This is a genomic window from Mesorhizobium sp. M1322 (genome assembly GCF_040318085.1).
Taxonomy (GTDB): Bacteria; Pseudomonadota; Alphaproteobacteria; order Rhizobiales; family Rhizobiaceae; genus Mesorhizobium.
Window position 1 is genome coordinate 17,495 of record NZ_JAMYLP010000030.1, and the last position, 26,134, is coordinate 43,628.

The 26,134-nt window shown below is 62.3% G+C and carries 21 protein-coding genes; 9 read left to right on the forward strand and 12 right to left on the reverse strand.

Annotated features, from left to right (window positions below):
* Window positions 1-286: 286 nt before the first annotated feature.
* The 8 genes from rpmG to NKH12_RS13835 form a co-directional block, all read right to left on the reverse strand.
* Entirely contained in the window at window positions 287-454 is a 168-nt protein-coding gene (rpmG, locus tag NKH12_RS13800) for a 50S ribosomal protein L33 (RefSeq protein WP_006201775.1), read from the reverse strand.
* A gap of 185 nt (window positions 455-639) precedes the next feature.
* Complete coding sequence (locus NKH12_RS13805; protein ID WP_352953618.1) at window positions 640-1,098, reverse strand: YqfO family protein; 459 nt, start codon at window positions 1,096-1,098, stop codon at window positions 640-642.
* Window positions 1,099-1,202: 104 nt separating this feature from the next.
* Window positions 1,203-2,378 carry an MFS transporter gene (locus tag NKH12_RS13810; protein ID WP_352953619.1) on the reverse strand — a complete coding sequence of 392 codons (1,176 nt, stop codon included), beginning with the start codon at window positions 2,376-2,378 and terminating at the stop codon, window positions 1,203-1,205.
* A 21-nt stretch (window positions 2,379-2,399) separates the two neighbouring features.
* On the reverse strand, window positions 2,400-3,134 hold the full coding sequence (locus NKH12_RS13815) for an NUDIX hydrolase (protein ID WP_352953620.1): 735 nt from the start codon (window positions 3,132-3,134) through the stop codon (window positions 2,400-2,402).
* A 73-nt stretch (window positions 3,135-3,207) separates the two neighbouring features.
* Window positions 3,208-3,660 carry a DUF983 domain-containing protein gene (locus tag NKH12_RS13820; protein WP_352953621.1) on the reverse strand — a complete coding sequence of 151 codons (453 nt, stop codon included), beginning with the start codon at window positions 3,658-3,660 and terminating at the stop codon, window positions 3,208-3,210.
* Window positions 3,660-5,963 carry a ribonuclease R gene (gene rnr, locus NKH12_RS13825; protein ID WP_502910795.1) on the reverse strand — a complete coding sequence of 768 codons (2,304 nt, stop codon included), beginning with the start codon at window positions 5,961-5,963 and terminating at the stop codon, window positions 3,660-3,662. The genes NKH12_RS13820 and rnr overlap by 1 nt, the downstream gene beginning before the upstream one ends.
* 6 nt (window positions 5,964-5,969) lie before the next feature.
* A complete protein-coding gene (gene topA / locus NKH12_RS13830) occupies window positions 5,970-8,597 on the reverse strand; it encodes a type I DNA topoisomerase (protein WP_352953622.1) in 2,628 nt (875 codons plus the stop codon).
* Between the two features lie 448 nt (window positions 8,598-9,045).
* On the reverse strand, window positions 9,046-9,423 hold the full coding sequence (locus NKH12_RS13835) for a COG4315 family predicted lipoprotein (RefSeq protein WP_352953623.1): 378 nt from the start codon (window positions 9,421-9,423) through the stop codon (window positions 9,046-9,048).
* A 175-nt stretch (window positions 9,424-9,598) separates the two neighbouring features.
* Here NKH12_RS13835 and NKH12_RS13840 point away from each other — a divergent pair, with 175 nt between their 5' ends.
* The gene (locus tag NKH12_RS13840; RefSeq protein ID WP_352953624.1) at window positions 9,599-10,345 is read left to right on the forward strand and encodes a cytochrome c biogenesis CcdA family protein; all 747 of its coding nucleotides are present in this window, start codon (window positions 9,599-9,601) and stop codon (window positions 10,343-10,345) included.
* 76 nt (window positions 10,346-10,421) lie between these two features.
* Here the strand turns inward: NKH12_RS13840 and NKH12_RS13845 are convergent, their stop codons facing one another.
* Window positions 10,422-12,095, reverse strand: a complete 1,674-nt coding sequence (locus tag NKH12_RS13845; protein WP_352953625.1) for a caspase family protein — start codon at window positions 12,093-12,095, stop codon at window positions 10,422-10,424.
* 405 nt (window positions 12,096-12,500) lie between these two features.
* Between NKH12_RS13845 and glmU the strand changes: the two genes are divergently transcribed.
* The 3 genes from glmU (at window position 12,501) to NKH12_RS13860 (ending at window position 16,771) form a co-directional block, all read left to right on the forward strand.
* Window positions 12,501-13,862 carry a bifunctional UDP-N-acetylglucosamine diphosphorylase/glucosamine-1-phosphate N-acetyltransferase GlmU gene (gene glmU, locus NKH12_RS13850; RefSeq protein WP_352953626.1) on the forward strand — a complete coding sequence of 454 codons (1,362 nt, stop codon included), beginning with the start codon at window positions 12,501-12,503 and terminating at the stop codon, window positions 13,860-13,862.
* A 246-nt stretch (window positions 13,863-14,108) separates the two neighbouring features.
* Window positions 14,109-15,932: a glutamine--fructose-6-phosphate transaminase (isomerizing) gene (glmS, locus tag NKH12_RS13855; RefSeq protein WP_352953627.1), complete on the forward strand. Its 1,824-nt coding sequence runs from the start codon at window positions 14,109-14,111 to the stop codon at window positions 15,930-15,932.
* An 80-nt stretch (window positions 15,933-16,012) separates the two neighbouring features.
* Entirely contained in the window at window positions 16,013-16,771 is a 759-nt protein-coding gene (locus tag NKH12_RS13860) for a DUF502 domain-containing protein (protein WP_352953628.1), read from the forward strand.
* Here the strand turns inward: NKH12_RS13860 and recG are convergent.
* Window positions 16,723-18,831 carry an ATP-dependent DNA helicase RecG gene (recG, locus tag NKH12_RS13865; protein WP_352953629.1) on the reverse strand — a complete coding sequence of 703 codons (2,109 nt, stop codon included), beginning with the start codon at window positions 18,829-18,831 and terminating at the stop codon, window positions 16,723-16,725. The two genes, NKH12_RS13860 and recG, sit on opposite strands and share 49 nt — an antisense overlap.
* 92 nt (window positions 18,832-18,923) lie before the next feature.
* On the opposite strand from recG, the gene NKH12_RS13870 reads away from it, so the two are divergent.
* The 3 genes from NKH12_RS13870 (at window position 18,924) to NKH12_RS13880 (ending at window position 24,278) form a co-directional block, all read left to right on the forward strand.
* The gene (locus NKH12_RS13870; protein ID WP_352953630.1) at window positions 18,924-19,211 is read left to right on the forward strand and encodes a succinate dehydrogenase assembly factor 2; all 288 of its coding nucleotides are present in this window, start codon (window positions 18,924-18,926) and stop codon (window positions 19,209-19,211) included.
* Window positions 19,212-19,224: 13 nt separating this feature from the next.
* A complete protein-coding gene (mfd, locus tag NKH12_RS13875) occupies window positions 19,225-22,722 on the forward strand; it encodes a transcription-repair coupling factor (RefSeq protein ID WP_352953631.1) in 3,498 nt (1,165 codons plus the stop codon).
* Window positions 22,723-22,904: 182 nt separating this feature from the next.
* Entirely contained in the window at window positions 22,905-24,278 is a 1,374-nt protein-coding gene (locus NKH12_RS13880) for a class II 3-deoxy-7-phosphoheptulonate synthase (protein ID WP_352953648.1), read from the forward strand.
* Window positions 24,279-24,292: 14 nt separating this feature from the next.
* Here the strand turns inward: NKH12_RS13880 and NKH12_RS13885 are convergent, their stop codons facing one another.
* Complete coding sequence (locus NKH12_RS13885) at window positions 24,293-24,745, reverse strand: type II toxin-antitoxin system RelE/ParE family toxin (RefSeq protein WP_352953632.1); 453 nt, start codon at window positions 24,743-24,745, stop codon at window positions 24,293-24,295.
* Window positions 24,742-25,008 carry a type II toxin-antitoxin system ParD family antitoxin gene (locus NKH12_RS13890; RefSeq protein WP_352953633.1) on the reverse strand — a complete coding sequence of 89 codons (267 nt, stop codon included), beginning with the start codon at window positions 25,006-25,008 and terminating at the stop codon, window positions 24,742-24,744. Before NKH12_RS13890 ends, NKH12_RS13885 begins: the two co-directional genes overlap by 4 nt.
* Before the next feature lie 220 nt (window positions 25,009-25,228).
* Between NKH12_RS13890 and NKH12_RS13895 the strand changes: the two genes are divergently transcribed.
* Both NKH12_RS13895 and NKH12_RS13900 read left to right on the forward strand, forming a co-directional pair.
* The gene (locus NKH12_RS13895) at window positions 25,229-25,648 is read left to right on the forward strand and encodes a GFA family protein (protein WP_352953634.1); all 420 of its coding nucleotides are present in this window, start codon (window positions 25,229-25,231) and stop codon (window positions 25,646-25,648) included.
* Between the two features lie 94 nt (window positions 25,649-25,742).
* A complete protein-coding gene (locus tag NKH12_RS13900) occupies window positions 25,743-26,102 on the forward strand; it encodes a diacylglycerol kinase (protein WP_352953635.1) in 360 nt (119 codons plus the stop codon).
* The last annotated feature ends 32 nt before the right edge of the window (window positions 26,103-26,134 follow it).

Genomic DNA, 26,134 nt, shown 5'->3' on the forward strand with positions numbered 1-26,134 from the left:
GTGCAGACCAATGACGGAACCGGCGCGAGGGTAGATCGCCGGGTCGATCCGAAGAATACCCCATGATTCAGGTCCGCCGCATCTCCTGGGTCCGTGGGGTCGGCCGGCCGGCGCTGGCACATAGTGGCCTCCTCGTACCGCTGCCAAACGCCGACCGGCCCCCATTCTCAAAAATACATCAGGACTCTGCGCCAAGCATTGGAAATTTTGCGCTTTTCGAAAGCCTTGAAAATAAAACGCCGCCCACACAGGGGCGGCGTTTTGGCTTTTAAAGCAGGAAACCAGATTACTTGATCTTGGTTTCCTTGAACTCGACGTGCTTCTTGGCGACCGGATCGTATTTGCGGAACGACAGCTTGTCCGTCTTGGTGCGGCTGTTCTTGCTGGTCACGTAGAAGAAACCGGTGTCGGCGGTCGACAGAAGCTTGATCTTGATGTTTGCGGCTTTGGCCATTGCGTTCGTCCGTTATGTTCGTGGAGTTTTGGCCGCTGGAGCACGGGGAAACACCCGGACGCGGGAAACTTGGCGCGACACATAAAGAACGCGCCCGGAAAGTCAACCCCGTGAGGCTTCGGCGCAGTCGCTTGCGCAAGCCGCGGTCAATATCAGAGCCAGCCCGTAGCCGGCAATGTTCCTGACTATGCGTCTTCCCTGACCGGCGGAGCCACCTTCTTCCAGTCTCCCGTGGTGTTCCACCAGCGGTTCGGGTTAGAGCGGTCGTCCAACCCCTTGGAGCGGCTGGCAAGGATCGGCTGGATGCGGATCACCGGCTCCTGATAGCTGTGGGCCTGGAATATAGCTTCGACAATGCGGGCCGCCAACGCCTGGTCGTCGGGCAGTTCAAACGACACTTCCACCGTACCCGGCCGTCGGCGCAATTCCGCCTCGGCGCCGGCGGCAGCACCGTCAAGCGGCCGGTAGCGCTCGATGCCGTGCGCCGACTGATAGGCATTGCTGTCGTACTTGCCCATGGTGAGCGGGGCGATCGCAACCACCGCTTCCATGATGCGGTCGACATCGCCGACCGGTGCCTGAAAGGTCACCAGCAGCAGCAATTCCATCCGCACCGATTTTGTTTCGAACCCGGAGTCGATCATGGTGGCAACCTCAAATTCGTGGCGTGTTGCTGACAATCTACCCAGGTGCTGCTGACACGGTTATGTCAGCAGCCTCACGCCGCGATGCATCGATCGGGGTCTTTCTACAGGATTTTTCGGACGAGCCTGGCGCCGACCAGCGCGATATAGAAGGCGAAGAACATGCCGAGCGCCCAGCCGAAGCCCGAGGGTCCGAAAAGGTCCATGCCGATGCCGATCGCCTGCGGGCCGAGCACCATGCCGACACCGTAGCAGAGCACGAAGGCAGCGTTGGCCGAAGCCAGGTCGTGGCCGGACAGCTGCGAGCCGAGATGGGCCAGGCCGATCGTGTACATGGCCGCGACCACGCCGCCCCAGACGAACAGAAGCGCCGCCATCAAGTGCCAGTTCTGCGCGAAGTGCGGCATGAAGATGGTGCCGGCAAGGCCGATGGTTGCGCAAGCCAGAAGCAGATAGCGGCGGTCGCTGACACGGTCGCTGATCATGCCGAGCGGGATCTGCAACAGCACGTTGCCGAGGCCGATCATGGTGAGCAGCAGGGCGGCATCGGCCTCGGAGTAGCCGATGCGGTTGCCATAAACGGGGAACAACGCAAAGCCGCCGGTCTCGACCGCGCCGAACACCAGCACCGCGGCGGTCGCGGTCGGCACCAACCAGATGTAACGCAAGAAGTTGCTGGTTTCGCCATTGGAGACGATCGTCGGGCTCTCGTTGCGTGCCGCCAGAACTGGAATGGCGGCCAGCGTCACCAGCGCCATGATGACGCCGAAGGGCAGGAAGCCGGTGCTGCCGAGATGGGCGAACAGCCACGGCCCGGCGGCAAAGCCGAGCGACAGCACGGTGGCATAGATGCCGAGGACGAGACCGCGCCGATGCGGCGGCGCCGATGTGCTGATCCAGAATTCCGACAGGATGAACAGCACCGTCAGCGCGATGTGCAGCAGGACGCGCAGTGGAAACCACATCCAGAAGTCCGGCGCGAAATGGAAGCCGACAAAGGCCAGCACTCCCGTGGCGATCATGGCGAGCATCGTCCTGGCGACGCCGAACCGCATGGCGAGCGGGGTGGCGAGCGGTGCGCCGACGATCGAGGCGAGACCGGCGACAGCGGTGTTGAAGCCGATCATCGACGCCGAATGGCCGCGCGTTTCGAGGATGACGCTGAGCAGCGGCATGCCGAGGCCGATGGCTATGCCGACGACGCTGATCGACGAGATCGCCGCGATCATCGGCAGCCAATGTACGCGTTCCTCGACCTCTTGCTGGGTATCGACTGTCATGGGGTGTGAATGCTCTATGCTCTACAGAATTTCGCGGACGAAGTGATTGCCGACGAGCCGGTAGAACGGCACGGAACCACCGGGGCGCAGCAGCGGATCATCGACGAGCCGCTTTTCCAGCTCCTCGAGGATAGCCCTGGTGATGTCGGGAATATCGGCCTGCCTGGCTTTGGCGAGCGGCAGCCAGACCAGTTCTTCCAACTCGTTGGTCGGACCGCCGTCCGGCAGCTCAACGGCGACTTCCTCACGCCAGGCGCTGAAGAAGCGCGTATCGAAGCGCCGCACCCGATTTGGCGGCGTGATGGCGCGCGCGATAAAGCGCAGCGCCTCCAGCGAGGGTCTTACGCCGTGCTCGGCAAAACCCCGCCAATCGCGTTTGGTCGTCGCGAAGGCGCCCTTTTGGCCGATCAGCAGGCCGGCTTCTTCATAGGTCTCGCGGATCGCCGACAGGGCGATGGCGCGGGCGCGGGCCGGGCTGGTGCGGCCGACGCCGGCTGTCAGCCTCGCCTGTTCCTCAGGATGCAGCGCGGTGGCGACGGGGATTCGGCTGTCGGCCGGATCGGTGCGGCCGCCGGGAAAGACGAATTTCCCCGGCATGAAGGCGTGACGGGCGTGGCGCCGGCCCATCAGCACCAGGAACTCGTCGCCCTTGCGGTCGAGCAGGATCAATGTCGCGGCGTCGCGCGGGCGTATAGGCTTGGCGTCGAGCGCGATCCGCTCAACTCTGTCGACGTCCGCCTTGGTCATACCGTCCATGTGCACGACCTAGCGGAATCTTCTCCGATGCGAAAGTGGCGTCCAGCCATGCCGATTTGCGCCAGCCTCGGTTTCAAGCCTCGGGATGCGACTCGATCAGATCTTCTTCCCCGCCGAAGCCATGCATATAGAACGCCCATTGCAGGCCGATGACGGCGCCCTTGACCGGCTGCAGCAAGACCACCGCCATGAGGATGGTCAGCGGCACCCAGATGGCGATGTGCTGCCAGGTAGACAGAGTAGAGGTCGCTTCGACGCCCATGAAGGCGCCGAGCACGATGTGGCCGACGATGACCACCACCAGATAGGCCGGCAGGTCGTCGGCGCGATGGTGATGAAGCTCCTCGCCGCAATGATCGCATTTATCGACGGTCTTGACGAAGGCGCGAAACAGCTTTCCCTCGCCGCAATGCGGGCAGCGGCCAAACGCGCCACGCTTCATCGCCGTCCACAGCGGGCGGGCGATGCGGCCCGAGTGATGTTCGCCGCCGAAAACCTGTTGGTTCATTTTCAAATCGCTTGGCATTACCGTCTCCTGCCGCGCGAGCCTGGACGCGATTGCGACGCACGGGCGCGGCCCTTGGCCTTGTGAAACGACCGTTTGGAGCCGGGCAGCGGCTTTGGGTCGGTCAGCATCTCGAAACGCATCGCGCCGGCCATAGGCGCCACCTCGATCAGGCGAACCTCGACGCGGTCGGCAAGCTGATAGCCCTTGCCGGTGCGTTCTCCGAAAAGCGATCGGGCAGTTTCGTCGTATATATAGTAATCGCCGTCCAGACTTGACACCGGGATGAAACCATCTGCGCCATACTGCGGCAATTGGACAAATAGTCCCGATTTGGTGACGCCCGAAATGCGTGCATCGAAACGATCGTCGACACGCTCGGCCAGATAGGCGGCGATCAGCCGGTCGACCGTGTCGCGCTCGGCAGCCATGGCGCGGCGCTCGGTGGCTGAGATCAGCGCAGAAACTTCTTCCAGCCGCTCCGCCTCATCCTGCGTCAGTCCGCCCGCACCGAAGCCGAGTGCGGCAATCAGCCCGCGATGCACGATCAGATCGGCATATCTGCGGATCGGCGAGGTGAAATGTGCGTAGCGCTTCAGATTGAGACCGAAATGGCCGATGTTGCTGGGCGAGTACTCGGCCTGCATCTGCGTGCGCAGCACCACCTCGTTGACCAGCCCTTCATGGTCGGCGCCGCGAACGCGATCCAGAATGCCGTTGAACTGGTTCGGCCGCATCTGCGCCCCGCGTGCCAGCGACAGACCCAGCGTCTGCAGGAATTCGCGCAGCGATTCCTGCTTGGCGAGAGAAGGCGCGTCATGGATGCGATAGACCAGCGCCTGTCGCTTCGCCTCCAGTGTCTCGGCCGCCGCGACATTGGCCTGGATCATGAATTCTTCGATCAGCTTGTGCGCGTCGAGCCGCTCCGGCACGACGACCCGGTCGACGGTGCCGTCCTCCTTGAGCAGAATTTTCCGCTCCGGCAATTCAAGCTCGAGCGGCTGACGCGTGTCACGGCCGCGCTTCACGACGGCGTAGGCGTCCCACAGCGGTTTCAGCACCGTGTCGAGGATCGGGCCGGTCTTGTCGTCCGGCGCGCCGTCGATCGCGCCCTGCGCCTGCGGATAGGCGAGCTTCGCCGCCGATTTCATCATGACGCGGTGGAACGAATGCCTGAGCTTGCGGCCATCGGCCGAGAAGGTCATGCGGACCGCCAGCGCCGGGCGGTCCTGGCCTTCGCGCAGCGAACAAAGGTCGTTGGAGATGCGCTCCGGCAGCATCGGCACGACGCGATCGGGGAAATAGACCGAGTTGCCGCGCTTCAGCGCCTCGCGGTCGAGCGCGGTGCCAAAGCGTACATAGGCGGCGACATCGGCAATCGCCACGGTGACGACCACGCCGCCAGGGTTCTTCTCATCCGTATCCGATATGGCGAACACAGCATCGTCATGGTCCTTGGCGTCGGCCGGATCGATGGTGACCAGCGGCAGTTCGCGCCAGTCCTCGCGGCCGGCCAGCGCCGCCGGTTTGACCGCCTCCGCCTCGGCAATGACGTCTGTCGGGAAAATATGCGGGATGTCATGCGCGTGGATGGCGATCATCGAGACCGCTTTTTCGCTGGTCAGCGAACCGAGCACCGCCAGCACCTTGGCTCTGGGCAGTCCATAGCGGGAGGCCCGCGCCGGCTCGACCTCGACCAGATCGCCGTTCTTGGCGCCGTTCTGGAACTCCTTGTCGACCACCAGCTCCGGCTGGCGTCTTTCGACGGGCTCGATCCGGAAGGTGCCGTCCTGCAGCACGCGGAAGACGCCGAGAACGGCCTCGGTGCGCTTCTCGAAGATCTTCATCACCCGCCCGGTATAGGCAGGGCCGGTCGCGTCATCGGTCGGAAAGGTCTTGGCCAGCACGCGGTCGCCGATGCCCGGTGTCGGTCCGCCGCCGCGCGACACGCGGATCGCAATGACGGGCGGCTCGCCGTTGCCCACGGCTTCGGTTGGATGCGCCAGCAGCACGCCGTCGGCGTCGCGGCCAAAGATGTCGAGCACGGCGACATGGGCGAGAGCGCCGACGCGGGCGAGCCGCTTGCGTTCCTTGGTCAGCAGGCCCTCGTCCTGCAGGTCGCGCAAAATGTCCTTCAGCCAGATACGGTCCTCGCCGCGCAGCGCAAACGCCTTGGCGATATCGCGTTTTCCGGAGCGATCGGGGTTTTCGGCGATGTAGCGCAGGATCTCGTCGCGGGACGGCCGGTAGTTATCCCTAACCTTGGCTCTCGTGTCGGCGGTGCGCAGATCGCCATGACTTCTTCCGGATACCCTGCGCGCCACGATGCCCTATCCCTTTTTGTTGGCCACTTTCTTGGCCGCCGGTTTTTTGGCCGCCGCAGGCTTTTTGGCAGGTGCGGCCGCTTTGCGGAAGGGCTTTCTGCCGCCATTGCCACCCTTGGCTTCCTTCTCGGCAATCAGCGCCACCGCGTCCTCGATCGTCACCGACTGCGGGTCCTTGCCCTTGGGCAGCGTCGCATTGACCTTGCCGAAATTAACGTAAGGCCCGTATTTGCCGTCACGCACGACGATCTTGCCGCCGCCAGCCGGATGCTCGCCAAGCTCCTTCAAGGCGGCGGGCGTGCCGCCATTGCGGCCGCCCGGGCCCTTCAACTGCTTCTCGGCGATCACCGACACGGCGCGGTTGAGGCCGATCGAGAACACGTCCTCGATGTTGTCGAGATTGGCGTAGGTGCCGTCGTGCAGCACGAACGGGCCGTAGCGCCCCAGCCCGGCCGAGATCATCTTGCCGGATTCTGGATGCTTGCCGACGTCGCGCGGCAGCGACAGCAGGGCGAGGGCCTTTTCGTGGTCGATCGAATCGACCGTCCAGCCCTTGGGCAGGCTGGAGCGCTTGGCTTCCTTGCCGTCGCCGCGCTGGATATAGGGGCCGAAACGACCGCTGCGCAGCGTGATTTCCTCCGCCGTGTAGGGATCCTTGCCAAGCACCTTGGTGCCGTCTTCGCCATTGGCGTTTTCGCCATTGGGATTGGCCGCGTCGCCGAGCTGGCGGGTGAAGGAGCATTCTGGATAGTTGGAACAGCCGACAAAGGCGCCGAATTTGCCGAGCTTCAGCGACAGGTTGCCGGTGCCGCATTTCGGACAGATCCGGGGGTTCGAACCGTCTTCTCGCGCGGGAAACACCAGCGGCGCCAGTTCCTCGTTGAGCGCGTCGAGCACGTCGGTGACACGCAATTCCTTGATGTCGGCGACGGCGCCGGAAAAATCTTTCCAGAAATCGCGCAGCACATCCTTCCAGGCGAGCTTGCCGTCGGAAATCTCGTCGAGTTTTTCCTCGAGCGAGGCGGTGAAATCATATTCGACATAGCGCTCGAAGAAGCTTTCGAGGAAGGCCGACAGCAGCCGGCCCTTGGCCTGCGGCAACAGCTTGCGCTTGTCCATGCTGACGTAGTCGCGGTCCTCCAGCGTCTTCAGGATCGCGGTGTAGGTCGAGGGACGCCCGATGCCGAGTTCTTCCAGCTTCTTGATCAGCGAGGCTTCCGAATAGCGCGGCGGCGGCTCGGTGGTGTGCTGGGTGGCGTTGATCGCCTCGCGGTCGAGCTGTTCGCCGGCACGGATCTCGGGCAGACGGCGGTTTTCCTCGTCTTCCGAATCCTCGTCCTTCTGGTCGGTGTAGGCGGCAATGAAGCCGTCGAAGCGAACGACCGAACCGATGGCGCGAAGCTCCGCGGTGCGGGCGCCGTTGACCGCCTCGATCTCGGCCGTGGTGCGCTCGATCTCGGCCGGCTGCATCTGGCTGGCGATGGCGCGTTTCCAAATTATCTCGTAGAGCCGTGCCTGATCGGCATCGAGATATTGCCTGACCGAAGCGGGCGTGCGCATGAAATCGGTCGGGCGGATCGCTTCGTGCGCTTCCTGGGCGTTCTTGGCCTTGGTCGTGTAGTAGCGCGGCTTTTCCGGTAGGTATTTGGGGCCGAACTCCTTGGCGATCGCATCGCGCGCGGCTGATATCGCCTCGGGCGCCATCTGCACGCCGTCGGTTCGCATATAGGTGATCAGGCCGGTGGTCTCGCCGCCGATGTCCATGCCTTCATAGAGCCGCTGCGCCACTTGCATGGTGCGGCTTGCCGAAAAACCGAGACGCGAGGAGGCGGCCTGCTGCAGCGTCGAGGTGGTGAAGGGCGGACCCGGATTGCGCTTGGTCGGCTTGGCTTCGACCGAGAGCGCCTTGAAGGTCGCGCCTTCGAGCATCGCCTTGATGTCATCGGCCTGCGCCTTGTTGGAAATGTCGAGCTTTTGCAGCTTCTTGCGGTCGAAGGCAGTCAGCCGCGCCTCGAAATTTTCCTTGCGCGGCGTACCGAGGAGAGCTGATACCTGCCAGTATTCCTCGCGAATGAAGCGCTCGATCTCCAATTCGCGGTCGCAGACGAGGCGCAATGCCACCGACTGCACGCGGCCGGCGGAGCGGGCGCCGGGCAGCTTGCGCCACAGAACGGGCGACAGGGTGAAGCCGACGAGATAGTCGAGCGCGCGGCGGGCGAGATAGGCATCGACCAGCGGCGCATCGATCTGGCGCGGATTGGCCATCGCTTCCAGCACCGACGACTTGGTGATGGCGTTGAAAACGACGCGGCTGACCGGCTTGTCCTTCAGCGCGCGCTTCTGCTTCAGCACTTCCAGGACATGCCAGGAAATGGCTTCGCCCTCGCGATCCGGATCGGTGGCGAGGATCAGGCCGTCGGCGTCCTTGACCGCTTTGGCGATGTCGGCAAGACGTTTGCTTGAGGCGGTGTCGACAGCCCAGGACATGGCAAAATCCTCGTCCGGACGCACCGAGCCATCCTTGGCCGGCAGATCGCGGACGTGGCCGAACGAGGCCAGGACCTTATAGTTCTTTCCGAGATACTTGTTGATTGTCTTCGCTTTGGCCGGCGATTCGACGACGACGACGTCCATGAGGTCTCATATCAGCTGTGGTGCGGCAGAAGAATTCCGCTGCGCGCGACGAAATCTCGTACAATTGTCGCTCACATGGCCGTGCTTTTGCATCCGGTCAAGAGGAAGCGCCCAAAATGCAGTCCTGCATTGAGTGCACAACCCAAGAGCGAGTCATGTGATATCCGCAATCTCGGATAAGGGAGCGGGCCGCCTATCGTGGGCAAGCCGGCAATGAATCCGCGAAAACGGGACAAAATCTTCCGCGGATATAGGAGAAACATCGATCACGCGCCAGCCCCAGCCGGAGAGACACCGGCATGATGCTCGGTCGGCTGGGCGATACTCGCGCCGCCACTGGGCTGGAATGCCCAGCAGGACAGTGCAAGAAGCTGGCCGCCGGAAGGCCTGCAGGGATACACGGCAGCCAGCGATTTCCGCCGGTCAAGGCGGTGATCCGGGTTCGGGATTAGTCGGCCTTGGCTATGTGCCAGACGCCGCCGACGCCGTTGCCGGTCACATCGCCGGCCTTCTTGTCCTTGATGAATGTGTAGAGCGGCTTGCCTTCATAGGCCCACATTTTGGTGCCGTCGGTCCGCTCGACGACTGTCCATTCGCCCTCGGCCTTGGCGTCGGCCTCAGCCTTCAGCGGCGGCCAATTGGTGGCGCATTTGTCGTAGCAGTTCGACTTGCCCGTTTCGTCCTTGTCGTAGGTGTAAAGGGTCATACCGTTGGCATCGGTGTAGATCTTGGTGCCGCCGACATCGGCTTCCTTCCACGCTTCGGCGGCATAGGAGGCGGCGGTGCCAAGCAAAAGCAGCGTCAGCCCAACTGTGATCGATTTCATGACGTTCTCCCTGATATGATCAGAAGCGCGCGGAAAGTCGCGGCCCCGTTGCATCAACGCGCTTGGCGTGTCGTTTCTTCCTCGATGCGAGGCGGCAACTTGCCACGCAATGGTGATTGGCGGACAAGCCCGTGCGCCGCTATATCGGCGCCGCTACGGGTTGGAGTTTCGGGAAATGGCATTGGATATCGGCTATATCAGCGCGGTCGGGGCGGGGGCGATCTCGTTCCTGTCGCCTTGCGTGTTGCCGCTGGTCCCGCCCTATCTCTGCTACATGGCCGGCGTGTCGGTCGATGATTTCCGCGGCAATGCCGGCGTCACGGCCAAGGCCAACGCGCGCAGCGCGCTGCTTTATGCCTCGATCGCCTTCGTTCTCGGCTTCTCCACCGTCTTCGTGGCGTTGGGCGCCGGGGCCTCGACCATCGGCCGGTTGCTGCGCGTCTGGCAGGAGCCGCTGGCGATGGCCGCCGGTGTGCTGATCATCCTGATGGGGTTGAACTTCCTCGGCATATTGCGCATCCCGCTGCTGTCGCGTGAGGCGCGCTTCCAGTCGCAGGGCAAGCCGGCCAGTATTGTTGCCGCCTATGTCATGGGACTTGCCTTCGCCTTCGGCTGGACACCCTGCATCGGACCGGTGCTGGGACCGATCCTGACGCTGGCCGGCGGCCGCGAGACTGTGGGCGAGGGCGCGGCTCTGCTTGCCGCCTATTCGCTCGGCCTCGGCATCCCGTTCCTGATCGCGGCGCTGTTTTCCGGCGCCTTCATGCGCTTTCTCTCGAAATTCCGCGTCCATCTCGGCCGTGTCGAAAAGGCGATGGGCGGTCTGCTGGTCGTCGCCGGGGTGTTTTTCCTGACCGGCGGCGTGCAGGCCGCGTCCTACTGGCTGCTGGAGAATTTCCCTGTACTAGGGCAACTGGGATAGGTCTGTACCGGCAAGCCCATGCTGGCGCACAGAATTGACCTATACTCAATATGCGAGAAAGATACTGCTACTGAATTTATGACATCTTGTTGATTTCAACAACGCCTGCGCACTTTCCGCCTACATGATAGAATTTACCTTTACCTCTATTACCTTTTATTTTGCCATTCAAAATATTGCTTCCGTTTTTCCCCTCGTGAACAAAGCGATGTATTATTCTTAAGGTGCCATCGCTCGCGATTTTTCCTTCCCACGATGGGGCAGAAATCTTACCGCTTTTGATCGAAACATCTGCTGTAAGCTCCCGCCACCCGCACAACGAATTGGTGGCACGTCTCGTCAAAGCCCATCTTCCGTCGAAAGCACTTAAACCGGCAGACCCTGCACCCGCGCAACGATCCTCTCGTGCCTCCATTCCGTCAGGACAAAAAAGGGGGCAGACCCTAGCCCGAATCGCTTTCAGCCTTTTTAGAAGGTCCCCCGTCGGCTCGACCGACGCGAGCTTAATCCCTTGCCGCTTCGCATAGTCGTTCAAAGCTTTCTGGCTGGCGGAGCCCCATTTTCCGTCGACCTGGCCAGTAAGGCATCCGATTCGGGCTAACTCCCTCTGGGTGGAAAGAGCAAGTTCGCCGGAGCCCTCAGAATCTACTGAAGACCTCTCTGCTTGGACTTCCGGATTGGGATGTTCAAGCCTGGCGACGGTCTTGACGTCGTCTAAAGCCTTTGCGAAAGGCCTCCCTTGCGCGCGATCTTGTTCTGCCTTTTGTCTTTCAGTCGCCTGCCGTTGCTCATCGACACGACTGTTTATTGCATCGATCTTTAACTTAGCTAGGGCTGCAAACGCACCATTCGGATATTGCTGCAGGTACGCCTGAAAGAAGCTCTTGTCCGCCGAGTCCTTGATCGTTTCCCAATAAGCGATCTCAACCGCGTTGTCGGGCCCGACGGGTACCGGCGTGCGGGCGGATTCCGCCTTCGGCTCCTGAATCGGGAGAGGATTCAACACCACATCGCCCGTGAGCGAGGAATTGTCCCATGGAACTTGCTTTCCATACGTTGCTTCGAGCACATCTCGTCGCACATGAACGAGGTCGCGGGTGATATCCTGCCCCGGCGTGCCGAGGTGCCTGAGCAATGCAGTTGTGAAGGGAGAGTTTCTACCTGACCCGTCGAATGCCACGTTACCCGGCTGCGTTGCGAATGCGATGAGAGAACCGACACCGCTGCCAAGCTTGGCTAGACCCCGACCCACAGAACCGGATCGTGTTCCCATCGACCGGGCAAGATTCTCGGCGAGCGGGTTGTCCCGGCAGGCATCGAGGAAGACAAGATTGACCTTGGAACTGCGCTCCATCGCCGCAAGAACAAGTTCCATCGGCAGGGTCTCGAAATCGAGGTCGTCATAAGACGACAAGTGCGCATCCACAGGCGCCATGTAATTGTTGCCGTTAACCTGCAGGCCGTGCCCGGAATAATAGAACAACGCAATGTCCGCCCTATCGAGCTTCTTGATAAAGTCGCGTGCCGTGCCACGCATCCTGTCCAAGTCGAGGTCCAGACCGGTCACTACCTCGAAACCCAAATCCTTCAATTTGGCGGTCATGTCAGTGGCATCGTTCTTCGGATTAGGAAGTCCGGGTACGTTCTGATACGCCGAATTACCCATCACCAGCGCGACGCGTCTATCTGCGAGCGCATCCGCCGAAACAGCTGTAAACAATAAAATGAGGATAAAACAAGCGCTGCGCATGGCAGGAACAGCTCCCCCAAGCGAACGTATCAGATGCTAATATAACGGAAAAGACCCAGCAGGAAGTGGCCGGTTCATTGCCCACGTCAGGAGCGCAGGAGCGTATGTCGTGCAGGCTGGCTGTTTGAGTTCATTCCGTTTCCGATGCCAATTTCCGAGCAAACGCAAACGCTTGGCGTTTGCAGCCGCTGCTAAGCGGAACCCGAAGATCTAGGGTAACCACCTGATTGAAGTGAACCGGATCATAATAGTTCCCCTTTTCCGGTTTCCACCCGGGACGACGCAGACCTACCGATTAGAGTCAGCTGCTCCACCGTCTCACCGGAATTTAACCGCATTGGTGCAGCATGGCGCCGGTGTTATGCATGCCTCGATTTCCAACCCTTTTCATATGGTTGCCCTTCCATGAGCCAGAGAACCTGCCTGTCCGTCATCCTCGCCGCCGGCGAAGGCACGCGCATGAAAAGTGCCGTGCCAAAAGTGCTGCACCCGATCGCCGGTCTGCCGATGGTCGCCCATGTCGTGAGGGCTGCTGAAGCCGCAGGCAGCGGCGATCAGGCGCTGGTGATCGGCCATGGGGCGGACGAGATGCGCAAGGCCACGCAAAAGTTCGCGCCGAAGGCAGAGACCTTCGTCCAGGACAAGCAGCTCGGCACGGCGCACGCCGTTCTGGCTGCTAGTGACGCGATTTCAAAGGGTTACGACGACATCCTGGTGATGTTCGGCGATACGCCGCTCATCGATCCGGAGGTGCTGACTGCTGCGCGCCTGAAGCTGGCTGAAGGCGCTGCCGTCGTTGTGGTCGGCTTCCGCACGTCAAATCCTTCCGGCTATGGCCGCTTGATCGAAAAGGGCGGCAAGCTCATCGCCATCCGCGAGGAAAAGGACTGCACCGACGAGGAGAAGAAAATCACCTTCTGCAACGGCGGGCTGATGGCGGTTGCCGGCAAGCACGTGCTGAAGCTGCTCGATCAAGTCGGCAACAACAACGCCAAAGGCGAATATTACCTCACCGATATCGTTGAGATCGCCGGCGCGCATGGCCTCGATGTGGTCGCCACGGAAGCCGGCTTCGAGAATGTGCTCGGCATCAACAACCGTGCCGAACTCGCCGAGGCCGAAGGCATCTGGCAGAGGCGCCGGCGGCGCGAGGCCATGCTCTCCGGCGTCACATTGATTGCGCCGGAAACCGTATTCTTTTCATACGATACCGAGATCGGCGCGGACACGATCGTCGAACCCAATGTCTGGTTCGGGCCCGGCGTGAAAATCGCCACTGGCGCCAAGATCCATGCCTTCAGCCATATTGAAGGCGCCACCATCGCCTCGAACTGCGATGTTGGCCCGTACGCCCGGCTGCGGCCGGGTGCCGATCTCAAGCAAAAGGCCAAGGTCGGCAATTTCTGCGAGGTCAAGCAGGCGACGATCGAGGAGGGGGCCAAGGTCAATCACCTGACCTATATAGGCGATGCCCGCGTCGGCGCCGGCGCCAACATCGGCGCTGGAACCATCACCTGCAATTATGACGGCTACTCGAAGTTCTTCACCGACATCGGCGAGGGCGCTTTCGTCGGCTCGAATTCCTCGCTGGTGGCGCCTGTTACAATCGGTAAGGGCGGCTACATCGCTTCGGGCAGCGTGATCACCGAAAGCGTGCCCGACGATGCGCTGGCCTTCGGCCGCGCCCGCCAGAGGACGCTGGCCGGCAAGGGCAGGGAATTGCGCGAGCGTTTTGCTTCGGCTGCGGCGGCCCGAAAAAAAAGCTAGGCTGACGGGGCTCGGCGACGAGTTGCATCATATCTTTGATGGATTTCAGGAACCACCGAGGCGAGGTAGGATGGATGCACGGAGAAACTGAGCGATTGCGGTAACCGGATTGCAAGAGCGCTCTGTCATGGTGCATCTGCAAAATCGTTCCGGCTGATATGGGACGAAACGCAATGTGAATTTCGCGGCAGCCCGGCCAATCCTAAATGGCGCTGGGTTTCATGCCGGAATCGGGGACAAACGTCTATGTGCGGTATCGTCGGAATTGTCAGCCACTCGCCGGTCGCGCCACTCATCGTCGATGCGCTGAAAAGGCTCGAATATCGCGGCTATGATTCGGCCGGCGTGGCCACCGTCGAGCACGGCAAGCTTTCGCGTCGCCGCGCCGAGGGCAAGCTGATCAATCTCGAACGCCGGCTGAAGGACGAACCGCTCGACGGCATGATCGGCATCGGCCATACGCGCTGGGCAACGCACGGTGTGCCCAACGAGACCAATGCGCATCCGCATTTTTCCGACGGCGTCGCCATCGTCCACAACGGCATCATCGAGAATTTCGCCGAATTGCGCGACGAGCTGATGCGCGACGGCTACACATTTTCCTCGCAGACCGACACCGAGGTCGTCGCACACCTGGTGGGGCGCGAACTGGCTAGGGGCCTGAAGCCGGTCGAGGCCGCGCACCAGGCGCTGAAGCGGCTTGAAGGCGCCTTTGCGCTGGCCATCATGTTTAGGGGAGACGAGGATCTCATCGTCGGCGCGCGCAACGGCCCGCCGCTGGCCGTCGGCCATGGCGATGGCGAGATGTTCTTGGGCTCCGACGCGATCGCGCTTGCCCCTTTCACCAATTCGATCACCTATCTGGAGGACGGCGACTGGGCGGTGGTGCGCCGCAACGAGGTCGCCATCTTCGACATGGACGGCAGCAAAGTAGACCGCAAGCGCCAGCAGTCGCTCAGCACCAGCTTCATGGTCGACAAGGGCAACCGGCGCCATTTCATGGAGAAGGAAATCCATGAACAGCCCGAAGTGATCTCGCACACGCTGGCGCATTATGTGGATTTTGTCGGCGGAGTCTCGAAGCCGCTCGACCTGCCGTTTAATTTCGCAGAGATCAATCGGTTGGCGATTTCGGCCTGCGGCACCGCCTACCTGGCCGGCCTGATCAGCAAATACTGGTTCGAGCGCTATGCGCGGCTGCCAGTCGATATCGATGTCGCTTCGGAATTCCGCTACCGCGAGATGCCGCTGTCGAAGACCGATGCCGCCTTCTTCATCTCGCAATCGGGCGAGACCGCCGACACGCTGGCCTCGCTGCGCTATTGCCGCAAGGCGGGGATGAAGATCGGCGCGGTCGTCAATGTCCGCGAATCGACGATGGCGCGCGAATCGGACGTTATCCTGCCGACGCTGGCCGGGCCGGAGATCGGCGTCGCTTCGACCAAGGCCTTCACCTGTCAATTGTCGGTTCTGGCCTCGCTTGCCGTGCGGGCGGGCGTGGCGCGCGGAACGATCTCACGGGAGCAGGAAACGACGCTGGTGCGCCAACTGTCTGAAGCGCCGCGCTATGCCAACCAGGTTTTGAAGCTCGACGGCCAGATCGAAAAGGTCGCGCGCGACCTCGCTCACTATAAGAACGTGCTCTATCTCGGCCGCGACACCAATTTCCCGCTGGCCATGGAAGGCGCGCTGAAGCTTAAGGAAATCTCCTATATCCATGCCGAAGGCTACGCCGCCGGCGAGCTGAAGCACGGGCCGATCGCGCTGATTGACGAGAACATGCCGGTGATCGTCATAGCCCCGCATGACCGCATCTTTGAAAAGACCGTGTCGAACATGCAGGAAGTGGCGGCGCGCGGCGGCAAGATCATCCTGATCACCGACAGCAAGGGTGCCGCGCACGCCACGGTGAAGACGATGGAGACGATCGTGCTGCCGGACGTGCCGGAAATCATCTCGCCGATCATCTACGCGCTGCCGATCCAGATGCTGGCCTATTTCACCGCGGTGTTCATGGGCACTGACGTCGACCAGCCGCGCAACCTGGCGAAGTCGGTGACTGTGGAATAGCCGTGGTTTAAGAATTTTCGCGGTTCCAAAGCCGATTGCGGTTCATTAATGTTGCGCCGCAACCAGTGCTGCGGTGAACCATGTCGGATGCTACCAAGACCTCAGGCATGACCCGGCTGCGGAATTACTTCCTGACAGGCTTTGTCGTCTGCGCGCCGCTGGCGATCACCGCCTACATCGCCTGGTCGTTCATCGGCTGGGTCGATTCCTGGGTGAAACCCTATATTCCGGCGCGCTACAACCCCGATAGCTATCTGCCGGCGCCGGTTCCGGGATTCGGCCTGATCGTCGCCTTGATCCTGATCACCCTGATCGGTTTCCTGACCGCCAATATCGTCGGACGCGCCATCGTCTTGTTCGGCGAACGGCTGCTCGGCCGCATGCCGCTGGTGCGCGGCATCTACGGCTCGCTGAAGCAGATCTTCGAGACCGTGCTGTCGAACAAAGGCGACATGTTTCGCCAGGTCGGGCTGGTCGAATACCCGCGCAAGGGCGTCTGGTCGCTGGTCTTCGTCGCCAGCGAGAAGGAAACCGAGATCAACCAGAAGCTCGACCAGGAAGGTGATCCGCTGATCGCGGTTTTCATGCCGTGCACGCCCAATCCGACCACGGGCTTTCTCATGTATGTGCCGAAATCCGACATCGTGCTGCTCGACATGACAGTCGAGGACGGTGCCAAGCTGATCGTTTCGGCAGGCCTGGTGGCGCCGGCGGTCAAGACGAAAATGGTGACGTTCAACGGCAAGCCGATCGGTAGCCAGATCGGCAATCCGCCGGTCGGCGCCGGGCCTCAGCCGGCGCGCAAGAGCCGCACCGCCTCGTCGCGGCCGAACAAATAAAGCAGCATGCGAAGAGCGGCGCCGCGCTCGGATTGCAGCTCGGGATCGCGCGACAGGATCAGCCGTGCGTCGTCCCGGGCGGCTTCGAGCAGGTCGGCATGCGCCTCGATGCGCGCCACCTGGAAGCCCGGGGTGCCGGACTGGCGGGTGCCCAGCAGCTCGCCTTCGCCACGCAGCTTCAGATCCTCCTCGGCGATGCGGAACCCGTCCTCGATCTCGCGCATCACCGACAGCCGGCGCGTTGCAGTCTCGCCCAGCGGATCCTTGTAGAGCAGCACGCAGGAGGACGATTTTTCACCGCGCCCGACCCGACCGCGCAACTGGTGCAGCTGGGCGAGCCCGAAGCGCTCGGCATGCTCGATGACCATGATCGTGGCATCCGGCACATCGACGCCGACCTCGATGACCGTGGTGGCGATCAGGATGCGTGTCTCGCCGGCCTTGAAGGCGCGCATCGCTTCGTCCTTGTCGGCGCTCTTCATGCGCCCGTGCACCAGGCCGATCTCGTTGCCGAACAGAGGCTTCAGCGAGGCAAAACGGTCCTCCGCCGACATCAGCTTGATCTCCTCGGATTCCTCGACCAGCGGACAGATCCAGTAGATCTTCTGGCCGTCGGCGACGGCGTCGCGCATGCGGCCGACCAGTTCGTCGAGCCGCTCGAGCGGCAGGGTGACGGTGCGGATCGGCTGGCGACCGGCCGGTTTTTCGGTGAGCTTCGACACGTCCATGTCGCCGAAAGCGGTCAGCACCAGCGTGCGCGGGATCGGCGTCGCCGTCATCACCAGCATGTCGGGCGCGTCGCCCTTAGCGGTGATGGCCAGCCGCTGGTGGACGCCAAAACGGTGCTGTTCGTCGATGACGGCTAGGACGAGGTCGTGGAACATCACCGTTTCCTGGAACAGCGCGTGGGTGCCGACGACGATATCGATCTCGCCATTGGCCAGACCGGCCAGCGTGTCGGTGCGCTCGCGGCCCTTTTCGCGGCCAGTGAGAATGGCGATGCGCAGGCCCGCTCGTTCCGCCAAAGGTGCAATCGTCGCAAGATGCTGGCGCGCCAGGATTTCGGTTGGCGCCATTAATGCCGCCTGGCCGCCGGCCTCGACGGCGCGCGTCATGGCGAGCAGCGCGACAACCGTCTTGCCGGATCCGACGTCACCCTGCAGTAGGCGCAGCATGCGTTCGGGGTCACCGAGATCGGCATTGATTTCGGCAAGCGCCATTTCCTGCGAGGTGGTCAGCGAATAGGGAAGGGCGGCGCGCAGTTTTTCGACGATGCGGCCCTCGCCGACCAATGGTCTTCCGGACAAGCGGCGGACTTTTGCGCGCACCAGCGCCAGCGATACCTGGCCTGCCAGAAACTCGTCATAGGCGAGACGCCGCCAGGCCGCGCCGTCGACCGAGACGTCGATCGGGTCGGCGGGATTGTGGATGCGGGCGAGCGCGTCGCCGAAGGCAGGAAAGGTCCGGCGGCGCAGAAACTCGCCATCCTGCCATTCCGGCAGCACCGGCAAGCGAGCGAGCGCCTGGCCGATTGCCCGGCGCAGCACTTTCCCCGAGAGCCCGGCAGTGAGCGGATACACCGGCTCGACCAGCGGCAGGTTATCCGCCTCCCTGGCCAGCGCGATGTGGTCTGGGTGGACCATGGTCGGCCGGCCGTTGAACCACTCCATTCGCCCGGAGACCACGACATGCTCGCCCTCGGGCATCGCGTTTTCAAGATAGGCGGCGTGCGCATGGAAGAAGGTTAGCGCGATCTCGCCGGTGTCGTCATGGGCGTAGACCCGGTACGGCACCGATCTGTTGCCGCGCGGCGGCGGTTGGTGGCGGTCGATGCGCACTTCGAGGGTGACGATCGCGCCTTCGGCCGAACCGGCGATGCCCGGCCGGTTGCGGCGGTCGATCACCGTGTGGGGCAGCACGAACAGAAGATCGCCGGCGCGCGCCGGTCGGTCGCCGAGATCGGCCGGCACGATTTTCTCGATCAATGCGCCGACCTTCGGCCCGACGCCGGCAAGCGAGGTGATCGGGACAAACAGCGGATCGAGGAGGGAAGGGCGCATTATGTCAGCTTATGTCGAGACAGCCGCAGCGCAAGGCTGACACCGCCCTGTATCCACGCTATATGCGCCGCTTCAGGCAAGGATGCTGGACGATGACGGGAACAAGACGATCAAGCGAGGGGCTCGACGCCCGCCGCCGCAAGCTTCTGTTTCGGTCCCGGCATCGCGGCATGCGCGAAATGGACCTCATTCTCGGCAGTTTCGCAGATGCCGAGATCGGCGCCTTGACCGGCGACGAACTCGACCAATATGAGAGGCTCCTCGACATTCCCGACACCGAATTCCTGCCCCTGATCACTGGCGAGCGCCCGGTTCCCGCGAATATCGACTGTGCCGTCCTGCAAAAGATCCTGGTGTCGCGCCAGGCGATGACATTCTGAACGACGTGTAGCCATGAGCCTCATTCCCTCGATCGGTCTGCCGAAAGGCCGCGCCGGCCAGTTCATCGTCGATGGCGTCGCCGACGGTTACGAAGCCTTTGCGCTGGTGCAGGCAGCGCACGAGATCGCGCCCGACAAGCCGGTGCTGTTCGTGGCGCGCGACGGCCAGCGCCTGCCTTCGATCGTCGAGGCGCTGTCATTCGCCGCGCCAGGCCTGCCGGTGCTCGAACTGCCGGCCTGGGATTGTCTGCCTTACGACCGCGTCTCGCCGGGGGCGGATGCTGCCGCACGGCGTCTGGATGCGCTCACCGCGATGATCGCCCTGGCGAAAAAACCACACCGCGCCGTCGTCCTCACCACCGCCAATGCGCTGCTGCAGCGCATTCCGCCAGCAAGCCTCATCGAGGCGCAGACATTTCACGCCCAACCGGGCAACGAGATCGACATGAACGCACTGGTGTCGCGGCTGGAGACGTCAGGCTTCGAACGCGTGCCTACCGTGCGCGGCGTCGGCGAGTTTGCCGTGCGTGGCGGCATTCTGGACCTGTTCGCACCGGGCTGGACGGAAGCGCTCAGGCTCGATTTCTTCGGCGACACGCTGGAATCGATCCGCGTCTTCGACGCCGCCACGCAACGCACCACCGGCCAGCGCAAGTCGATGGCGCTGCAGGCGATGAGTGAAGTGGCGCTGACGCCGGAGACCATCAGCCGTTTCCGACGCAGCTACATCGAAGCCTTTGGCGCGCCCTCGCGTGACGACGGGCTCTATGCGGCGGTCAGCGAGGGAAGGCGTTTCGCCGGCATGGAGCATTGGCTGCCGTTCTTCTACGAGCGGCTGGAGACGGTGTTCGACTATCTGCCGGACACGCCTGTGGTGTTCGACCATCTGGCGCATGAGGCACTGGCAGAACGTCATACGCTGATCCTCGACCATTACGAGGCGCGCAGGAAGCAGGCGGACGGCGCGCTGAAGGACGCCGTTCCGTACAAGCCGGTGCCGCCGGACCTGCTTTATTTGTCGCCGGAAAACCTGATCGCCGCGCTTGGGCCGCGCGAAGCGATCGACTTCACGCCCTTCAACGCGCCCTATGCCGGCGCGAAGAAAATCTTCCATGCCGGCTCGCGGCATGGCCGCAGCTTCGTCGAGGAACGCGCCGACCCCAACATCAACGTCTTCGACGTCGTCGTAAAACACATTGCCGACGAGCGGGCCGCTCGCCGCCGCGTCATCGTCGCCGGCTGGACCGAAGGTTCGCTAGACCGGTTGGGCCAGATCCTGGCCGAACATCATCTCGGCAATCTCAAGCCGGTCGCCACGCTGGCCGAGGCGGAAAAGCTCGAACCGGGGCAGGCGGTACTTGCCGTGCTGCCGCTCGAATCCGGCTTCGAGACCGAGAAACTGGTCGTCGTCGCCGAGCAGGACATTCTGGGCGACAGGCTGATCCGTCGCTCGAAGCGCAGGAAGCGTCCTTCCGACTTCATCGCCGAGGCCTCGGCGTTGTCCTCCGGCGATATCGTCGTCCATACCGACCATGGCATTGGCCGCTTCATCGGACTGCGCACCATCGAGGCGGTCGGGGCGCCGCATGATTGCCTCGAAATCCACTATGCCGGCGACGACCGGCTGTTCCTGCCGGTGGAGAACATCGAACTTCTGTCGCGCTATGGCTCGGATTCGGCCGAAGCGACATTGGACAAGCTTGGCGGCGGCGCTTGGCAGTCGCGCAAGGCGCGGCTGAAACGGCGGCTGCTCGACATGGCAGGGCAGTTGATCCGCATCGCCGCCGAGCGGCATATGCGCGCCGCTCCCTCCCTGGTGCCGGCGGACGGTCTCTATGGCGAATTCGCCGCGCGGTTTCCCTATGAGGAGACCGACGACCAGCAGACGGCGATCGATTCGGTCATGGGCGATCTGGGCGCCGGAAAGCCGATGGACCGGCTGATCTGCGGCGATGTCGGCTTCGGCAAGACGGAAGTTGCGCTTCGCGCCGCCTTCATCGCGGCGATGGAAGGGTTTCAGGTCGCGGTGGTGGTGCCGACGACATTGTTGTCGCGCCAGCATTTCAAGACCTTTTCGCAGCGTTTCTCCGGCCTGCCGATCCGCGTCGCCCAGGCCTCGCGGCTGGTTGGCGCCAAGGATCTGGCCGAGACCAAGAAGGGCATCGCCGAAGGCACGGTCGACATCGTCGTCGGCACTCACGCGCTGCTCGGCTCGTCGATCTCATTCAAGAATCTCGGCCTGTTGATCATCGACGAGGAGCAGCATTTTGGCGTCAAGCACAAGGAGCGGCTGAAGGATCTGAAGAGCGATGTGCATGTGCTGACGCTGTCGGCGACGCCGATCCCGCGCACGCTGCAGCTGGCGTTGACCGGCGTGCGCGAACTGTCGCTGATCGCCACGCCGCCGGTCGACCGCCTGGCGGTGCGCACCTTCATCTCGCCCTTCGACCCGCTGGTCATCCGCGAAACCCTGCTCAGGGAACGCTACCGCGGCGGCCATTCCTTCTATGTCGTGCCACGCATCAGCGATCTAGCGGAAATCCATGAGTTCCTTCGTGAATCCGTGCCCGAGCTGAAAGTGGCTGTCGCTCACGGCCAGATGCCGCCCGGCGAGCTCGACGACATCATGAATGCCTTCTACGACGGCCAGTACGACGTGCTGCTGTCGACCACCATCGTCGAATCCGGCCTCGATATCCCGACCGCCAACACGCTGATCGTGCATCGCGCCGACATGTTCGGCCTGTCGCAGCTCTACCAGTTGCGCGGCCGCGTCGGCCGCTCGAAGGTGCGCGCCTATGCGCTGTTCACGCTGCCGGCCAACCGCAAGCTGACCGACACCGCCGAGCGCCGGCTGAAGGTCCTCCAGTCGCTCGATACGCTGGGCGCCGGTTTCCAGCTCGCCAGCCATGATCTCGATATCCGCGGCGCCGGCAACCTTCTCGGCGAGGAGCAGTCGGGCCATATCAAGGAGGTCGGCTTCGAGCTCTACCAGCAGATGCTGGAGGAAGCCGTCGCCGAGGTGAAGGATTCGGGCGAGGTTCAGGATGGCGGCTGGTCGCCGCAGATCGCCGTCGGCACGGCGGTGATGATCCCGGAAAGCTATGTTCCGGACCTGCAGCTGCGGCTGGCGCTCTACCGCCGCCTCGGCGACCTCGAAAACACCGAGGAGATCGATGCCTTTGGCGCAGAACTGATCGATCGGTTCGGCCCGCTGCCGGAGGAGGTGAAGCATCTGCTGAAGATCGTCTTCATCAAGGCGCTCTGCCGCAAGGCCAATGTCGAAAAGCTCGATGCCGGACCAAAAGGCGTTGTCATCCATTTCCGCAAGCGCGAGTTTTCCAATCCTGTCGGGCTGGTCACGTTCATCGGCGAGCAGGGTTCGCTGGCCAAGATCCGGCCCGACCAGAGCGTCGTCTTCAGCCGCGACTGGCCAACACCTGAAAAGCGTCTGGCAGGGGCGGCCGTCGTCATGACGCAACTGGCTCGGCTGGTGGAGAAGGCTGCCTAGCAAGGCGCTGCTGGTGCTTTGGTCAACGACTACGCCGGCGGTTCTGGCGCATCACGGCCATTCGCCACACGTCCAAATCCGGTCTAGAATAGGAAATCGGCTTCGTGTATGGAGCCGCGATCCCCATATTGGGGCGAAATGGCGGGCGATAGCACCCGCTGGAAAGAACGTTGGGTGCAACGATGACGAAATGGTCGCCGAATTCGTGGAGAGCAAAGCCGATCCAGCAGGTTCCTGCCTATCCGGATCTTGCCGCGCTGAAGAACACGGAAGCCCAGCTCGCCACGTTTCCGCCGCTGGTTTTTGCAGGTGAGGCACGCAAGCTGAAGAAGCAGCTTGCGACCGTCGCTGCCGGTGACGCATTCCTTCTGCAGGGCGGCGATTGCGCCGAGAGCTTTGCCGAGCACGGCGCGGACAACATCCGCGACTTCTTCCGCGTCTTCCTGCAGATGTCCGTGGTGCTGACCTTCGCCGGTGCGCAGCCGGTGGTGAAGGTCGGTCGTGTTGCCGGCCAGTTCGCCAAGCCGCGCTCGTCCGACAATGAGACCAGGGGCGGCGTGACGCTGCCCAGCTATCGCGGCGACATCATCAACGGCATCGAGTTCGACGCCAAGTCGCGCATTCCCGATCCTGCACGCCAGGAGATGGCCTATCGCCAGTCGGCGGCGACGCTCAACCTGTTGCGCGCTTTCGCCCAGGGCGGCTACGCCAGCCTGGAAAACGTGCATCAATGGATGCTGGGCTTCGTTTCGGACAGCCCGCAAGGCGAGAAATACGAGTCGCTCGCCAACCGCATCACCGAGACGATGGACTTCATGAAGGCCGTCGGCATCACCTCGGAGACCAATTACGCGCTGCGCGAGACCGACTTCTACACCAGCCACGAGGCGCTGCTGCTCGGCTATGAGGAGGCGCTGACCCGCGTCGATTCGACCTCAGGCGACTGGTACGCCACTTCCGGGCACATGATCTGGATCGGCGATCGCACGCGCCAGCCCGACCATGCCCATGTCGAATATTGCCGTGGCATCAAGAACCCGCTGGGCCTTAAATGCGGCCCGTCGCTGACGCCGGACGGCCTCTTGCAGCTCATCGATCTGCTCAATCCGGAAAACGAGCCCGGCCGGCTGACGCTGATCGCGCGCTTCGGTTCCGACAAGGTCGCCGAGCATCTGCCGAAGCTGGTGCGCGCGGTGCAGAAGGAAGGCCGCAATGTGGTGTGGTCGTCGGATCCGATGCATGGCAACACGATCGAGGCCGCCGGCTACAAGACGCGGCCGTTCGATCGCATCCTGAAGGAAGTTCAGAGCTTCTTCGAGGTGCATCGCGCCGAAGGCACGCATCCGGGCGGCATCCATATCGAGATGACCGGCAAGAACGTCACCGAATGTACCGGTGGCGCCCGCGCCATCACCGCCGAGGAGCTTCAGGATCGCTACCACACCCATTGCGACCCGCGCCTCAACGCCGACCAGGCGATCGAGCTGGCGTTCCTGGTCTCGGACCTGCTCAAGAAGAGCCACCCGGTCCAGCACAAGCAGGCCGTGAACGGCTGATTCAGTCGCCATCATCAAGAGGCGCCGGAGATATCCCCAGCTCCTGAGGAACCCGGACCACTGGACGGCTCATCACCGTCGGGTATTTTCGGGCTACCTGCCTTGGCTCTTGCCACATTCTTGAGTGCTCTGATCACTCTATGCCGTGGTTCCATGCGCTCATGAAGCACTCGAACGACAATGACCCCGATCGTTTCGTCCGAAAGGCGGCCCTTCATATAATAAAGGCAATGTGCAGCACCTCCGCGCCTTCTCGCAGCGATCTCCAGGTGCAGCAGTCGAACACCCGTGGCGAGTTCGGCGCGCTCGATGGAACCTGGTCGATCCGGATCTTCCGAGATTAGCTGGATACCAAGTTCGATGATGCGGGCGTAGGCCCGGACTTGCTGCGGACCGAACATCTGCATCGTGTTTCGCAAGATGTCCCTGATATCGCGTTCGGCGGGTTCGGTAAGCTCGTGTCTCATCTCCTGGGCGATTCGAGCATCACCTCGTCGAGAATGTCACTTACGCTTTTCTTCGAGAAGCGTCCCGCGTCGGCGGCTTCCAACCCAATACTGATTTCGCGCCGAAGGATGGCGAGTTTCTCCGCCTGTTGGGCTTTTTCGTGTCGCAGCAAGCGCAGCGCTTCCCTGACGACTTCACTCGAGGAAGCGTACCCGCCTTGGGAGACTTCATGCTCCACGAATTCGACCATATCGCTCGGAAGACTTACGTTCATCGTTGCCATGTCGCTTCCTCTGCCTCTTCTTCGCTCGATAAATGAGAGTTTGGCAATCTTTGTCAATCGCAATTTACCGCAGCGCCGATTGGCGCCATCGGGTCGCCGGTCGGTTTCATAACTGGCAGTTCGACCACGCCCGCTTTATGTCGCATTTGCTCGTGCGCTGTGGCTACAAAACTGGAATCCTGCCGCAATGCCGGGATGGCGACTGCGTTGGGAGAACGAGATGGACGACACTCATACCGGGTCATGCCTGTGCGGAGCCGTGCGCTTCAGGACGCGGGGGCCATTGCGCGGCGTGATCTATTGTCACTGCTCGCAATGCCGGAAGCAGAGTGGTCACTTCTACGCTGCAACCAATGTCCCCGAAGGGAACATCACAATATCAGGTACCGAGAGCATCACCTGGTACGAAGCGTCTTCGTTTGCCAGACGCGGTTTCTGTAAGACATGCGGCTCGCTGCTGTTCTGGAAGCCACAGCAAGATACCTACATCTCGGTTCTGGCGGGACTATTCGATGAGCCGACGGGACTTCAAGGCCAATGCCACATCTTCGTCGGCGACAAAGGCGACTACTACACGATCGACGACGGGCTGCCGCAGTTCGAGAAGTCGACGCCGTCGACCAAGGTCGCGCATGAGTGACGAGGTTGCCGACGAATGATTTTTGCAGAGATCGCCTTATTCCCTTGATCCGGCCATTGCGCTATCCCCTGCCGGTGATTCGGAAAGGTATGGTATGCAGCGGCTGATCGATGCTTTCTTCAATTCGGTGCGGGCGTTTCGCAAATTGGCCGCCAGCGAAAAAGCCTTCCAGCAGGAGCTGATGCTGCTCGTGCTGGCGCTGCCGCTCGGCTGGTTTGTTTCATTGTCGTGGCGCGGCTACGCGCTGCTGATCGGCGCGGTGCTGCTGCTGATCATGGTCGAAGTGCTGAACACCGGCATCGAGGCGGCATGCGATGCGTTCAGCCGGGAGTTCAACGTCGATATCCAGCTCGCCAAGGACTGCGGTTCGCTGGCGGTGCTGATTTCGGTGGTGATCGTTGCCGGCGTCTGGGGCATCGCAATCATCGAGCGCATTACGGGGCTACCGATCTAGTATCTCACCTCTTATATGACGGTCACCAAAGG

Bases quoted from the DNA above. Each gene is read 5' to 3' on its own strand.
- rpmG (WP_006201775.1), bottom strand. From the start codon at position 454: ATGGCCAAAGCCGCAAACATCAAGATCAAGCTTCTGTCGACCGCCGAC.
- NKH12_RS13805 (WP_352953618.1), bottom strand. From the start codon at position 1,098: ATGATCGACTCCGGGTTCGAAACAAAATCGGTGCGGATGGAATTGCTG.
- NKH12_RS13810 (WP_352953619.1), bottom strand. From the start codon at position 2,378: ATGACAGTCGATACCCAGCAAGAGGTCGAGGAACGCGTACATTGGCTG.
- NKH12_RS13815 (WP_352953620.1), bottom strand. From the start codon at position 3,134: ATGGACGGTATGACCAAGGCGGACGTCGACAGAGTTGAGCGGATCGCG.
- NKH12_RS13820 (WP_352953621.1), bottom strand. From the start codon at position 3,660: ATGCCAAGCGATTTGAAAATGAACCAACAGGTTTTCGGCGGCGAACAT.
- topA (WP_352953622.1), bottom strand. From the start codon at position 8,597: ATGGACGTCGTCGTCGTCGAATCGCCGGCCAAAGCGAAGACAATCAAC.
- NKH12_RS13835 (WP_352953623.1), bottom strand. From the start codon at position 9,423: ATGAAATCGATCACAGTTGGGCTGACGCTGCTTTTGCTTGGCACCGCC.
- NKH12_RS13840 (WP_352953624.1), top strand. From the start codon at position 9,599: ATGGCATTGGATATCGGCTATATCAGCGCGGTCGGGGCGGGGGCGATC.
- NKH12_RS13845 (WP_352953625.1), bottom strand. From the start codon at position 12,095: ATGCGCAGCGCTTGTTTTATCCTCATTTTATTGTTTACAGCTGTTTCG.
- glmU (WP_352953626.1), top strand. From the start codon at position 12,501: ATGAGCCAGAGAACCTGCCTGTCCGTCATCCTCGCCGCCGGCGAAGGC.
- glmS (WP_352953627.1), top strand. From the start codon at position 14,109: ATGTGCGGTATCGTCGGAATTGTCAGCCACTCGCCGGTCGCGCCACTC.
- NKH12_RS13860 (WP_352953628.1), top strand. From the start codon at position 16,013: ATGTCGGATGCTACCAAGACCTCAGGCATGACCCGGCTGCGGAATTAC.
- recG (WP_352953629.1), bottom strand. From the start codon at position 18,831: ATGCGCCCTTCCCTCCTCGATCCGCTGTTTGTCCCGATCACCTCGCTT.
- NKH12_RS13870 (WP_352953630.1), top strand. From the start codon at position 18,924: ATGACGGGAACAAGACGATCAAGCGAGGGGCTCGACGCCCGCCGCCGC.
- mfd (WP_352953631.1), top strand. From the start codon at position 19,225: ATGAGCCTCATTCCCTCGATCGGTCTGCCGAAAGGCCGCGCCGGCCAG.
- NKH12_RS13880 (WP_352953648.1), top strand. From the start codon at position 22,905: ATGACGAAATGGTCGCCGAATTCGTGGAGAGCAAAGCCGATCCAGCAG.
- NKH12_RS13885 (WP_352953632.1), bottom strand. From the start codon at position 24,745: ATGAGACACGAGCTTACCGAACCCGCCGAACGCGATATCAGGGACATC.
- NKH12_RS13890 (WP_352953633.1), bottom strand. From the start codon at position 25,008: ATGGCAACGATGAACGTAAGTCTTCCGAGCGATATGGTCGAATTCGTG.
- NKH12_RS13895 (WP_352953634.1), top strand. From the start codon at position 25,229: ATGGACGACACTCATACCGGGTCATGCCTGTGCGGAGCCGTGCGCTTC.
- NKH12_RS13900 (WP_352953635.1), top strand. From the start codon at position 25,743: ATGCAGCGGCTGATCGATGCTTTCTTCAATTCGGTGCGGGCGTTTCGC.